The organism is Pseudomonas solani (assembly GCF_026072635.1).
GTDB classification, from domain to species: domain Bacteria; phylum Pseudomonadota; class Gammaproteobacteria; order Pseudomonadales; family Pseudomonadaceae; genus Metapseudomonas; species Metapseudomonas solani.
The window spans coordinates 4,588,038-4,599,954 of record NZ_AP023081.1 but is presented as its reverse complement, the minus strand read 5'-3'; the positions used below and the strand labels follow the sequence as shown (position 1 = coordinate 4,599,954).

General features: G+C 64.7%; 11 protein-coding genes. All 11 read right to left on the bottom strand.

The window, feature by feature from the left end; translation table 11 throughout:
- A complete protein-coding gene (pseB, locus tag PSm6_RS20915; RefSeq protein ID WP_021220617.1) occupies nt 1–996 on the bottom strand; it encodes a UDP-N-acetylglucosamine 4,6-dehydratase (inverting) in 996 nt (331 codons plus the stop codon).
- 195 nt (nt 997–1,191) lie between these two features.
- Complete coding sequence (flgL, locus tag PSm6_RS20910) at nt 1,192–2,496, bottom strand: flagellar hook-associated protein FlgL (protein WP_043245566.1); 1,305 nt, start codon at nt 2,494–2,496, stop codon at nt 1,192–1,194.
- A gap of 13 nt (nt 2,497–2,509) precedes the next feature.
- Nucleotides 2,510–4,534, bottom strand: coding sequence for a flagellar hook-associated protein FlgK (flgK, locus tag PSm6_RS20905; protein WP_021220619.1), 2,025 nt, complete (start codon nt 4,532–4,534; stop codon nt 2,510–2,512).
- 9 nt (nt 4,535–4,543) lie between these two features.
- On the bottom strand, nt 4,544–5,758 hold the full coding sequence (gene flgJ, locus PSm6_RS20900; RefSeq protein WP_265168125.1) for a flagellar assembly peptidoglycan hydrolase FlgJ: 1,215 nt from the start codon (nt 5,756–5,758) through the stop codon (nt 4,544–4,546).
- 10 nt (nt 5,759–5,768) lie between these two features.
- On the bottom strand, nt 5,769–6,878 hold the full coding sequence (locus tag PSm6_RS20895) for a flagellar basal body P-ring protein FlgI (RefSeq protein ID WP_371877142.1): 1,110 nt from the start codon (nt 6,876–6,878) through the stop codon (nt 5,769–5,771).
- Nucleotides 6,879–6,885: 7 nt separating this feature from the next.
- Nucleotides 6,886–7,599 (bottom strand): flagellar basal body L-ring protein FlgH, encoded by a 714-nt coding sequence (gene flgH / locus PSm6_RS20890; RefSeq protein WP_021220622.1) that lies wholly within the window; start codon nt 7,597–7,599, stop codon nt 6,886–6,888.
- Between the two features lie 20 nt (nt 7,600–7,619).
- Nucleotides 7,620–8,405, bottom strand: coding sequence for a flagellar basal-body rod protein FlgG (gene flgG, locus PSm6_RS20885; protein ID WP_021220623.1), 786 nt, complete (start codon nt 8,403–8,405; stop codon nt 7,620–7,622).
- Between the two features lie 46 nt (nt 8,406–8,451).
- A complete protein-coding gene (locus tag PSm6_RS20880) occupies nt 8,452–9,192 on the bottom strand; it encodes a flagellar basal body rod protein FlgF (protein ID WP_021220624.1) in 741 nt (246 codons plus the stop codon).
- A gap of 218 nt (nt 9,193–9,410) precedes the next feature.
- On the bottom strand, nt 9,411–10,724 hold the full coding sequence (gene flgE / locus PSm6_RS20875; RefSeq protein WP_021220625.1) for a flagellar hook protein FlgE: 1,314 nt from the start codon (nt 10,722–10,724) through the stop codon (nt 9,411–9,413).
- A 33-nt stretch (nt 10,725–10,757) separates the two neighbouring features.
- Nucleotides 10,758–11,435 (bottom strand): flagellar hook assembly protein FlgD, encoded by a 678-nt coding sequence (gene flgD / locus PSm6_RS20870; RefSeq protein WP_021220626.1) that lies wholly within the window; start codon nt 11,433–11,435, stop codon nt 10,758–10,760.
- A 20-nt stretch (nt 11,436–11,455) separates the two neighbouring features.
- The gene (gene flgC / locus PSm6_RS20865; protein ID WP_021220627.1) at nt 11,456–11,911 is read right to left on the bottom strand and encodes a flagellar basal body rod protein FlgC; all 456 of its coding nucleotides are present in this window, start codon (nt 11,909–11,911) and stop codon (nt 11,456–11,458) included.
- Nucleotides 11,912–11,917: the final 6 nt, after the last annotated feature.

The window sequence follows — 11,917 nt, the reverse complement described above, 5'->3', positions numbered from 1 at the left end:
TCAGGCCCAGGTGTCCGCCAACTGGCGCAGCTCGGGCACGCTCAGGTAGTGGGGGTTGCTGTCGGAGACGTATTCGAAGCCCTCTTCCACCGCCACGCCCTGGCCACCCAGGCCATCACGGGTGTAGTCGTATTCGGTGTTGAAGGTGATCGACGGGGCGATGACGAAGTGCCGGTCGAATTCGAAGGTGTGGGTGCTGTCATCGCGGGAGATCATCATTTCGTGCAGCTTCTCGCCGGGACGGATGCCCACCAGCTTGTGCGGCATGCCGGGCGCCAGGGCCTCTGCCATGTCGGTGATGCGCGCGGAGGGGATCTTCGGCACGAACAGCTCGCCACCGTGCATACGCTCGAAGCTGCGCAGGACGAAGTCGACGCCCTCGTCGAGGGTGATCCAGAAGCGGGTCATGCGCGGGTCGGTGATGGGCAGCTCGCGGGCGCCATCGGCGAGCAGGCGGCGGAAGAACGGCAGCACCGAGCCGCGCGAGCCGACCACGTTGCCGTAGCGCACCACGGCGAATCGGGTCTGGTGGTCACCGGTGATGTTGTTGGCGGCGACGAACAGCTTGTCGCTCAGCAGCTTGGTGGCGCCGTAGAGATTGACCGGACTGGAGGCCTTGTCGGTGGACAGCGCCACCACCTTCTGCACGCCGTTGGCCAGGGCGGCGTTGATGATGTTCTCGGCACCGCTGACGTTGGTGCGGATGCATTCGGTGGGGTTGTATTCGGCGGCCGGCACCTGCTTCAGGGCGGCGGCGTGGACCACCAGGTCGATGCCGCGCATGGCCTGCTGCAAGCGCTCGGCGTCGCGGACGTCACCCAGGAAATAGCGCATGCAGGGGGCGTTGAACTCCTGCTGCATCTCGTACTGCTTGAGCTCATCGCGGGAGAACACCACCACCCGCTTGGGCTGGTAGTTCGCCAGCAGGGTGCGGATGAACGCGCGACCGAACGAGCCGGTGCCCCCGGAAACGAAAACGGACTTGCCATCGAACATGCTGCTCTCCCCTGCCCATGTCAGCCGGCCCTGCGCCGGATGAGCGCGCTGCCTTTATTGCCGACAGTTTTATGGCACTCGCTTTTGATGTCGAGACCCAAAGCAAGCATGGTGCCAACCCGTTGAAATGCAAGGCGGGTCGGCAAGGGGTCAAGCGACGGCGGGCCACCACGCGCCTGGCGCGCGGTGGCGGGGTCAGTTGAGGAAGTTGAACAGGCTCAGGCCGCTGATCTTCACGTAACTCTGCTGTGCCGCCTGGAGGATGGTGGACTGCATGGTCAGGCGCGACAGGGCCTCGGCGTAGTCGAGGTCCTCGAGGGAGGATTGCACCGACTTGTTCACCAGGCTCACGTCATCGACGAAGCCCTCGGTGGTGTCCAGGGTGTTGAGGCGCGCACCCACCGAACCCTGCACGCCCAGCACCTTGGTGTTGACCGCGTCGAGGTTGGAAGTGGCCACTGCCACGGCGTCGCGGATCTGGCGGTTGCCCTCGGGGGTGTCCGCGGAGGACTGCAGCGCCTTGCGCAGGTCGGACACCACGTTGAGCAGGCTGCGCTTCTCGGCGTCCGGCTTGCGGTTGACGGAGAAGTCGTCACCGGCGACGGGAGTGCCGTCGATCTGCACCTTCACCCCCCCATAGGTGATGAAGTCGGAGGTCTGCGAGTTGGTGTCCAGGGCCCCGGTGGCCAGCTGCCCGGCGGGCGGCGTGGCGGGGTTGTAGGTGTTCCAGTCATAGCCGACCGGCAGGGTGGCCGGGTCGTAGACCACGTAGCGCTGGGAATCGAGGAAGTGGATGCCGATGGCATCGGTCGCCGCAGGCGGGTTGCTGGCGGGGAACACGGTGTCGTAGTCGGTCTTGTCGATCACCAGGCCCTGGGAAATGCTCGCGGTGCTGCCGGTGCCGGTCGCCCCCTTCGAGGTGGTCACGCGGTTGGCGTTGAACACGTTCTCGAACAGGTCCTTGCCGTTGTCGCCCAGGGCCAGGAAGGTGCTACTCGCTACCTGAACTTCGCGGCGGCCTTCGTCGCCCTGGTAGCTGTAGGTGCCATCGGCGTTGCGCACGAAAGGCTGGGTGTCGGCCTGGGAGCCGGAGAACAGGTACTTGCCGCTGGCGTCCTTGCTGTTGAGCAGGCTCATCAGCTCGTCTTCACGCTGTTGCAACTCGGTGCCCAGGGAGGCCTTGTCGGTGGCGTCCAGGGCGCCGTCGCCCGCCTCCACGGCAATCTCGCGGATGCGCTGCATCACGTTGCCGACGGAAGTGAGGATGCTCTCTTCGGAGTTCAAGCTGTTCTTCGCGGCGGTGATGTTGGACTTGTACTGGCCGTTGAGCGCCTCTTCCTGGCTCAATTGCAGCAGGCGCACCGAGGCCACCGGATCGTCGGCAGGCGTAAGGATGCGCTTGCCGGTACTGATCTGTTCCTGGGTCCGGGTCACGTTCCCGTAGTTCTTCTGCAAGCCCGCGACCTGGTTGTTGAAAGCCTGGATAGTCGAGATTCTCATTTCACATCAGCCTTTAGTTGAAGGCGCCGATCAATGTATCGAACAACGCGCGCGCAACTTGAATGACCTGAGCGTTGGCATTGTAGTACTGCTGGAACTGGATCAGGCTCGCCGCCTCTTCGTCCAGGTTCACGCCCGAGAGCGAGTCGCGGTTCTCCTGCGCCTGCTTCAGCACCGCTTCGCCGGCATCGGCATTGACCCGCACCTGGGCGGTCAGCGAACCGACCCGCTCGACGAGCCCGCTGTAGGCGTCGGTGTAGGTGGCGCCGGTGGTGCCGTTGCCGACCACCGGCTTGGTCTGCAGGCCGACCAGGGCCAGGGCGTTGCGGTTATCACCGGTGCCCTTGTTGTTGAACGCCAGGTTGAAGCTGTCGCCGCTCTGCGGCGTGCCACCCATGGTGAATTCGTAGGTGTAGCTGTTGTTGGTCGACGGGTCGGTGTAGTTCAGCCGCAGGGTGTTGGTCTGCCCCGGGGTCAGCGCGGTGGTCGAAGGCGAGACGTAGCTCAGGGTCGCGCCGGCCGGCAGGGTACCGTTGAGGGTGTTGGTGGCGGCATCGAAGGTCAGCGAAATGCCGTTGGCGCCGAACAGGTCCTGCAGGTCGGTGATGTCGATGGGCGACGGCCCGCTGACCAGCCCGGGCTGGCCGATGGTGCCCGTGCCCCGGTTGTTGGTGGTCGCCTGGGCCCGCGCCGAGCCGGAGAAGGCCAGCTGGTCGGACGACTTCAGCGTGCTCTCGAAATCCGTGGCGCCGCGCCGGGTCGGCTGCAGGGTGAAACGATCGTTGGCCGCCGGCAGGGTGCTCATCTGCACCTGGAAGCCCTGACTGTTGCCCGCCGCATCGGCGAAGCTCAGTGTGTACGGCCCGGTACCGGTCACCGAGACAGTCATCGGCGCGTTGTCGGACAGGCGCGTGGCGGTGAAGTTGGTGCCGTCGTAATCCAGTCGGTAGTCGCTGGTGCCCAGCTTGCTGGTATCGGTGATGTTCAGCGCCGCGCTGGCGGTGCCGGTGTTGTTGACGTTCGACAGCACCCGCAGCGAGGCGTCCTGGGGGTCGTTGATGTTGCCAAATAGTGGGCTGCCGGCGCGACCGGCGGAGTCCAGGCCCTGCCCCAGCTGCTTGTTGATGGTGTCGGAGATGGTGATCGCCAACTGGCCAAGGCTGTTGTACGACTGGTCCAGCGTGGTATCGCGGTAGGCCAATAGGCCGCCCATCTCGCCGCCGGAAATCTGCGTGGTGATGGTTTGCGACACACCGCCGGTGACCAGGTCGATCTGGTAGCGCGACGGGTCGTCGACACCGGGCTTGGCGCGCAGCGTGGAGGCGGTGTTGCCCACCACCAGGGGCTGGCCGGTGCCGACGAAGAGGCTGACGCTGCCGTCGTTCTGCTCCAGGGTCTTGACCCCGATCATCTCGGAAATCTGGCGGATGGTTTCTTCGCGGGCGTCCAGCAGGTCGTTGGGCTCGGCGCCACTGGCGCGGGCCTTGGCGATGGCATCGTTGTAGTTGGCCACGTTGGCCGCCAGGGAATTGACCTGAGTGGTCAGCGCGCCGAGCTGGTCGTTGATCTGGCTGTTCTGCTTGTCCAGCTGGTCGTAGAGCGTGTTGAAAGCGTCTTCCAGCCCCTTGGCCTGGGACAGCACCGCCTCGCGTGCGGCCACCGAGGATGGGTCCTGGGACGCGGTCTGCAGCGAGGTGAAGAAGCTCTTCAACGCCGGGCTGATGCCGGTGGTGGTGTTGGACAACAGGCCGTCGAGCTGTTCGATCTGGCTCTTGAAGGTCTGCAGCTCACTGTTCTGGCTGGTGGCAGTGCGCAATTGCGAGGTAAGGAATTCACTGGCCAGCCGGCGCACGTCGACCACCTGGCTGCCGGAGCCGATGTAGCCGCCGCCGGTGAACTGCGGGACGTTGGTCTGCTGCACCGCCTGCTGCCGCGAGTAGCCGGGGGTGTTCACGTTGCTGATGTTGTGTCCGGTCACCGTCAGGGACGTCTGCGAGGTACGCAGGCCCGACAGTCCGATGGATAACAGGTCAGCCATGTCTCATCCTCATGAACGCGGCACCACCGCATCGCCCGCCGCTACAGCCTGATAGGTCTGCATCTGCCGGGCGATCTGGGCGACCTTGCGCGCGTACTGCGGGTCGGTCGCGTAGCCGGCCTGCTGCAGTTCGCGGACGAATCGCTCAGGCTTGTCGGTTACTTCCAGTGCCTCTTGATATCGATCGTTCCCCTGCAGAAAGTTCACATAATCGTGGAAGCTCTGCTGATAGGAGTCGTATGCGCGGAACGATGCCGCTTCCTTGACGGCCTGGCCGTCCTTGAATTCGGTGGTCAGGGCGCGGGCCGACTGGCCGTCCCAGCCGTGGGACTTGATGCCGAACAGGTTGTGGCTGCTGCTGCCGTCCTGCTGGCGGATGATCGACTTGCCCCAGCCGGTCTCCAGGGCTGCCTGGGCCACCAGGTAGCGCGGATCGACGCCGATGCTCTTCGCCGCTTCCTGGGCCATGGGCAGCATGGTGTCGATGAATTCCTGGGGCGAACGGAAGGCCGACTTGCCGGGTGCCAGCGGCGGCTGGGCGATACGCCGGCCAAGTACCGCGTCGGTGCCATCCACCCGCGTGGCGCCGCTCTCGGGCGCGCCATAGGACTTGGCCGGCACCCAGTCGGCACCCGCCAGGGCCTGGTTCTGCGCAGTGGCCGCCTGGGCCGCCGCCCCCTCCCCGGCACTGGCGGACGGCACAATGCCGGCCAGCAGGCGGTCGGTGAGCTTGCCCGGCAGGCTGATGCGGCGCATGGCCAACATCTTGGAGTCATCACGCCCCTCGGCCGGCGCTTCGAGCTTGCTGCCCTTCTGCGGCCAACTGATGCCGTTGGTCTCGGCCACCTGGGCGAAGGGGTTGGGCCCGGTGGACTTGGATGCGCCCTTGTTCTTCGACAGCTGGCGGGTAAGCACGTCGGACAGGCCGATGCCTTGCCCCTTGGAGATGGTCACGGCCAGTTGCTGGTCGTACATGTCCTGGTAGGTCTTGCTCTCGTTACTGTTGAGGAAGTTGCCCTCGGCGAACACCTCGTTGGCCGAGCGCATGGCCTTCATCATTTCGTTGAGGAACAGCGACTCGAACTCCTGGGCGACCTTCTTGATGTTCTGGTCACTGTCCCGGCCCTTGCCCACCTTGAATTGGGCCATGCGGTTGAGGTCGGTGTAGGCGCCCGAGTCGACGGGGCTGGAGCCCCCGAGGCCGGCAGAAAACTTGGAGTCCATGGTCGCCTCCTCAGATCACGATCAGGTCGGCCTGGAGGGCGCCAGCTTGCTTCAGCGCCTCGAGGATGGCCATCAGGTCGGAAGGGGCCGCGCCCACCTGGTTCACCGCGCGGACGATCTCGTCCAGGGTGGTACCGGGGCCGAACTTGAACATCGGCTTGGCCTCCTGGTCGGCTTTGACCTTGGAGCGCGGCACCACGGCGGTCTGCCCGCCGGACAGGGCACCGGGCTGGCTGACGATCGGGTCTTCGGTGATGGTCACGGTCAGGCTGCCGTGGGTGACGGCGGCTGGCTGCACCCTGACGTTCTGGCCGATGACGATGGTGCCGGTACGCGAATTGATGATGACCTTGGCCACCGCCTGGCCGGCCTCCACTTCGAGGTTTTCCAGCACCGACATGTAGTCGACGCGCTGGCTCGGGTCCATGGGCGCGGTGACGCGGACCGAGCCGCCGTCCAGGGCCTGGGCGACGCCCGGGCCAAGCAGCTCGTTGAGCTTGTCGACGATGTTCTTGGCGGTGGTGAAGTCCGGGCGGTTGAGGTTCAGCGTCAGGTAGTTGCCCTGGTCGAAGCCGCTGGGTACCGGGCGCTCGACCGTGGCACCGGCGGGAATGCGGCCGGACGACGGAACGTTGACGGTGATCTTCGAGCCGTCGCTGCCCTCGGCATCGAAGCCGCCCACCACCAGGTTGCCCTGGGCGATGGCGTAGACGTTGCCGTCGATGCCTTTCATCGGCGCCATCAGCAGGCTGCCGCCGCGCAGGCTCTTGGCGTTGCCGATGGAGGAGATGGTGACGTCGATGGCCTGGCCCGGCTTGGCGAAGGGCGGCAGGTCGGCGTGGATGGACACCGCCGCGACGTTCTTCAGCTGCACGTTGCCGGAGCCGGCCGGCACCTTGATGCCGAACTGCGCCAGCATGTTGTTGAAGGTCTGCAGGGTGAAGGGCGTCTGGGTGGTCTGGTCGCCGGTACCGTTGAGGCCCACCACTAGGCCGTAGCCGATCAACTGGTTGTTACGCACGCCCTGAATGCTCGCCAGGTCCTTCAGGCGTTCGGCATGAACGGCCGTGGCGGCGAGCAACAGGCAAAGGGCAGCGGTCAGTCGTTTCATCTTCGCAATCACCTGCTCAGAATGGCCACAGGGGGCTCATGAAGAAGCGGTCGAACCATCCTGGCTGGCTGGCATCGGCGAAGGCGCCGGTGCCGGAATAGGTGATACGCGCATCGGCGATGCGGTTGGAGGAGACGCTGTTGTCGGTGCCGATGTCATCGGCGCGGACCAGGCCGGCGATGCGCACCAGCTCGTCGCCGGTATTGAGGGTCATCCATTTCTCGCCCCGCACGGCGAGGATGCCATTGGGCAGCACTTCGGAGACGGTGACGGTGATCGAGCCGCTGAGGCTGTTGCTCTGCCCCGCCTGGGAGTTGCCGCTGGTGTCGCGCGTGCCGCTGTAGCCGACGTCCATGGACAGGTTCTCCGCCTTGAGCGGGTTGAGGCCGGTGCTGGGGTTGTCGACCCGCACGCCGCCGCCGAACAACGAGGTCAGCCCGAGGTTGGCGGTGCTGTCCTTCTTGATCTGCGAGGTGGCGTTCTTGCTGGCCTGGGTGCGCTCGTTGAGGGTGATGGTGATGATGTCACCCACACGATACGCCTTGCGGTCGTCGTAGAGGTTGGTTTCGAAGCCGGCCTGATAAATGGAGCCGTTGTTCTGCGCGGCGGGCATGGGCGTGCGCGGCAGGACAGGGGCGTAGTAGGGATCGTTCGGTTTGGCGGCCGGCGCGACGCACCCGGTGAGCAGGTGGGCGGCGAGCAGCGAGACAGGAAGGATCAGCCGGTTCATGACAACTTACCTCGGGGGTATTACAGGTTCTGCGAGAGGAAACCAAGCATGGAGTCGGCCGTGGAGATGACCTTGGAGTTCATCTCGTAGGCGCGCTGGGTGGTGATCATATTCACCAGCTCCTCGACCACGCTGACGTTGGAGTTTTCCAGGGTGTTCTGCAGCACATTGCCCAGGCCGGTCAGGCCCGGGGTACCGACTTGCGGAGCGCCGCTGGAAGCGGTCTCCAGGAACAGGTTGTTGCCGATGGCCTGCAGGCCGCCGTAGTTGACGAAGTCGGCGGTCTGGATGTTGCCGATCACCTGGGGCGTGGGGTTGCCGAAGGTGGTCACCGAGGCGGTGCCGTCCTCGCCCACGGTGAAGGTCTGCACTTCGGCCGGCAGCACGATGGCCGGCTCCAGGGCATAGCCCTGGGAGGTGACGACCTGGCCGTCGGAGTTCAGGTGGAAGCTGCCGTCACGGGTATAGGCGACGGTGCCATCCGGCATCAGGATCTGGAAGAAGCCGCGGCCGTTCACCGCCAGGTCCAGCGGCTGCTCGGTGGTCTGCAGGCTGCCCTGGGTGAAGATCTTCTGGGTGCCGGCGATGCGCACACCGGTACCCAGCTGCAGGCCGGTGGGCAGTTCGCTGTCCTGGCTGCTCTGGGCGCCGGGTTGACGGCGGATCTGGTACAGCAGGTCCTCGAACTCGGCGCGATCACGCTTGAAGCCCGTGGTCGACACGTTCGCCAGGTTGTTGGAAATGGTGGTCAGGTTCATGTCCTGAGCCGCGAGGCCCGTCTTGCTGACCCAGAGTGCCGGAAGCATCTTCGTTCTCCTCGGGCGCCGGTTTCATGGCGCCGCGTACTGGTAATTAGCTGAGTTGCATGACCCGTGCCATCGCCGAAGCATCGTCTTCGGCGGTGCGCATCATCTTCACGTGCAGTTCGAACTGGCGGGACAGCGAGAGGATCGCGGTCATCTCTTCCACGGCATTGACGTTGCTGCCCTCGAGGAAGCCGGAGGTGACCTGGACGTTGCCGTCCACGCCGGCCGGCTGGCCGCTCTTCAGGCGGATCAGGCCGTCGGTGCCCTTCTCCAATTGCTTGGGATCGGGGTTGACCAGCTTGATGCGGTCGACCTCGGCCATCACGTTGGGGGCCTCGCCCAGGGCACGGATGCTGATGGTGCCGTCGGCGCCGATCTCCACCTTCTGCTCCGGGGGAATGGCGATGGGGCCGGCATTGCCGATCACCGGCAAGCCGTTGCCGGTGCGCAGCTGGCCGAGGGCATCTACCTGCAGGCTGGCGGTACGCACATAGGCTTCGCTGCCGTTGGCGGACTGCACGGCGATCCAGCCCTGGCCGCCGATGGCGATGTCCATGTCACGACCGGTCTCCTGCATGGGGCCGGGGGTGAAGTCGGTGCCGGGGCGCTCGCTCATGGCGTAGACCCGCGCCGGGAAGGTTTCGCCGAACACGGGCATCGAGCGCGCCTGTTCGTAGTCGCGACGAAAGCCGGTGGTGGAAATGTTCGCCAGGTTGTTGGCGTGGGCACGCTGGGCCAGGGTGTTCTGGCTGGCGCCTGTCATGGAGACGTACAGCATCTTGTCCATGGGGTTCTCCGAGTGGGCTTTTGACGCCCGCTGACTCTTTGCAGGCTATTCAGCAATTGCTGTGCCATAACTCGAAAAACAACCACAAGACGCTGATTAAAAAGGAAAAACATAAAAGAAAAAGGCCCGAGCAAAGGGCCTTCGAATGCCGTGGCGGCGAGGGGCTGCCGCCAGTGGCAAGGTCTTTGCCGCCCGATGAGCCGGGCGGCAAACACCACTCAACGCAGGTTGATGATGGTCTGGGTGACCGCGTTCTCGGTCTCGATGGTCTTGGCGTTGGCCTGGTAGTTGCGCTGCGCCACGATCAGGTCGACCAGCTCGGTGGAGATATCCACGTTGGACGCTTCCAGGGCGCCGGACTGCAGCGCGCCCAGGGTGCCGGAACGCGGGGTGCCGATCACCGGCTCGCCGGACTCCGACGACTGCACCCAGGACGTCTTGCCTACCGGGGTGAGGCCCTGGACGTTGGCGAAGTTGGCCAGCACCACCTGGCCCTGGATCTTCGACTGGCCGTTGGTGTAGCGGGCGAAGATGTTGCCCTCGTCGTCGATCTCCAGGCCCGACAGCTGGCCGGTGGTGTAGCCGTCCTGGGCGACCTTGGTCACCGCGAAGGCGTTGGAGAACTGGGTCGAGCCGCGGATATCGAAGCTGATGGTCGGCGCGGCAGCAGCACCGTTGGCGCTCCATACCGGCGGCGTGGCGCCATTGGACTTCGCCGGCACCCAGCCGGTGATGCCCAAGGTGCCGTCGGCATTGACCGCAAAGCCACCGGTGTTGGTGAAGGTGCTGGTGTCGAGCTGGCCGGAGGTGGTGAAGCCCACGGTGGTGCTCATCGGCGCGGTGCTGGCCGGGTTGGTCGGGCTACGGCCGTCGATCAGCACGTTCATGGTCCAGGTGTTGACCGGGGTGGCCGCCTTGACGAAGTACTGGGTCATGACGTGGGCGTTGCCCTGGGCGTCATAGATGTTCACCGAGGTCGACGAGTTGTAGGTGGTCGGGTCGGCCGGGTCGAACGGCGTCTTGGTGGGCACCGTGTTGGTGGAGTTCAGGTTGAACGGCTGGGTAATGGTGGTGGTGGCCTTGGGCTGCTGGTTGTTGGTCTGGATCACCAGATCGCCCACTACGCCGCTTTGCAGCGCACCGTTGGCATCCACCGAGTAGCCCTGCAGGCGATAGCCGTTGTTGTCGACGATATTGCCGTTCTTGTCGGTGCCGAAGTAGCCGGCACGGGTGTAGCTGATGGCGCCGTTGTTGCTGGTGATGAAGAAGCCGTTGCCGTTCACCGCCAGGTCCAGGGCGTTCTCGGTGTAGTCGATGGTGCCCTGGTTGTAGAGCTGGGCGACGTTGCCCAGCAGCACGCCGCTGCCGATGGTCTTGCTGCCGGAACCGAGCACGGACGCCGAGTACAGGTCCTGGAACTCGCCACGGGACTGCTTGAAGCCCACGGTGCCGGCGTTGGCGATGTTGTTGCCAGTGATATTGAGGTCACTGGAGGCGGCGCGGATGCCGCTGAGTCCGATATTGAAAGACATGGGATGCTCCTGTAACGCCGGCGCCGCCGACGATTATTGACCGATGACCTTGACCTTGGAGAGTGCGACGCTGCCCAGCCCGGCGAGGTTGAGCGTCATCTCGCCGCCATTCAGGCCGAGGGTGACGCTGTCCACGTTCGCCGGCAGGTTGGTGGACATCGCCACCGTCTTGCCGTCGATGGCCGCCTCGGCCTGGAAGGTGTAGGTGCCGTTGGGTGCAACGGCTCCGCTCGAATCCTTGCCGTCCCACATGAAGCTGACCTGGCCGGCGCTCTGGGCGCCCAGGTTGATGCGGTTGACGGCGTTGCCCTTGCTGTCCAGCACGTTGACGTAGACGTTGGTGCTGGCGCCGGTGAGGTTGACGCTGCCCTTCATGGTCTCGCTGGTGTCCACCACCGCCTTGTTGGTGGTGACGATGACCTTGCGACCGACCAGGGACGAAGCCTGCAGCGCCTGGGATGACTGGGTGCTGGAAAGAATGGTGTTCACACTCTTGTTCAGGTTATCCAACCCCTCGACCGTACTGAACTGGGCCAACTGCGCCACGAACTCGCTGTTGGTCTGCGGGTCCAGCGGGTTCTGGTTATTCATCTGTGCCACCAGCAACTGAAGGAACTGGTCCTTGCCCAGTTCCTTGGACTTGGCGGTGTCCTTGAGTTTGTACTGGTCCAGTACCGAGGTACTGGTAGTGGCGCCTACGTCAACGCTCATCTGGTCGCTCCCTCACGCAATCACTGACCCAGGGTCAGCACGCGCTGCATCATCTGTTTGGCGGTGTTCATCATTTCGACGTTGGTCTGGAAGGCACGGCTGGCAGAAATCATGTCGGCCATCTCCTCCACCACGTTGACGTTGGGGTAGTACACGTAGCCGTCGGCGTTGGCGGCCGGATGGTTCGGCTCGTAGCGCGGGGTGAGCGCGCTCTGGTCTTCGATCACGCCCAGCACCTGCACGCCACGGCCGGATTCGTCTTCGCCGGCGAACAGCGAGCTGCTGCCACTGCCGCTCTCGCTGTTGAGCTGGCTCTGGAACATGGTGGCGAACACCGGGTGGCGAGCGCGGTAGGTCTGGTTGAGGCTGGAGGACACCGTCTCGGCGTTGGCGATGTTGCTGGAGATGGTGTTCAGTCGAGTGCTCTGAGCGCTCATCCCGGTGCCGGCAATGTTGAAGACGCTGGACAGTGACATGGTGGT

Bases quoted from the DNA above. Each gene is read 5' to 3' on its own strand.
- flgJ (WP_265168125.1), bottom strand. From the start codon at position 5,758: ATGGACTCCAAGTTTTCTGCCGGCCTCGGGGGCTCCAGCCCCGTCGAC.
- flgD (WP_021220626.1), bottom strand. From the start codon at position 11,435: ATGAGCGTTGACGTAGGCGCCACTACCAGTACCTCGGTACTGGACCAG.
- flgG (WP_021220623.1), bottom strand. From the start codon at position 8,405: ATGCTTCCGGCACTCTGGGTCAGCAAGACGGGCCTCGCGGCTCAGGAC.
- flgL (WP_043245566.1), bottom strand. From the start codon at position 2,496: ATGAGAATCTCGACTATCCAGGCTTTCAACAACCAGGTCGCGGGCTTG.
- flgC (WP_021220627.1), bottom strand. From the start codon at position 11,911: ATGTCACTGTCCAGCGTCTTCAACATTGCCGGCACCGGGATGAGCGCT.
- PSm6_RS20880 (WP_021220624.1), bottom strand. From the start codon at position 9,192: ATGGACAAGATGCTGTACGTCTCCATGACAGGCGCCAGCCAGAACACC.
- flgE (WP_021220625.1), bottom strand. From the start codon at position 10,724: ATGTCTTTCAATATCGGACTCAGCGGCATCCGCGCCGCCTCCAGTGAC.
- pseB (WP_021220617.1), bottom strand. From the start codon at position 996: ATGTTCGATGGCAAGTCCGTTTTCGTTTCCGGGGGCACCGGCTCGTTC.
- flgH (WP_021220622.1), bottom strand. From the start codon at position 7,599: ATGAACCGGCTGATCCTTCCTGTCTCGCTGCTCGCCGCCCACCTGCTC.
- flgK (WP_021220619.1), bottom strand. From the start codon at position 4,534: ATGGCTGACCTGTTATCCATCGGACTGTCGGGCCTGCGTACCTCGCAG.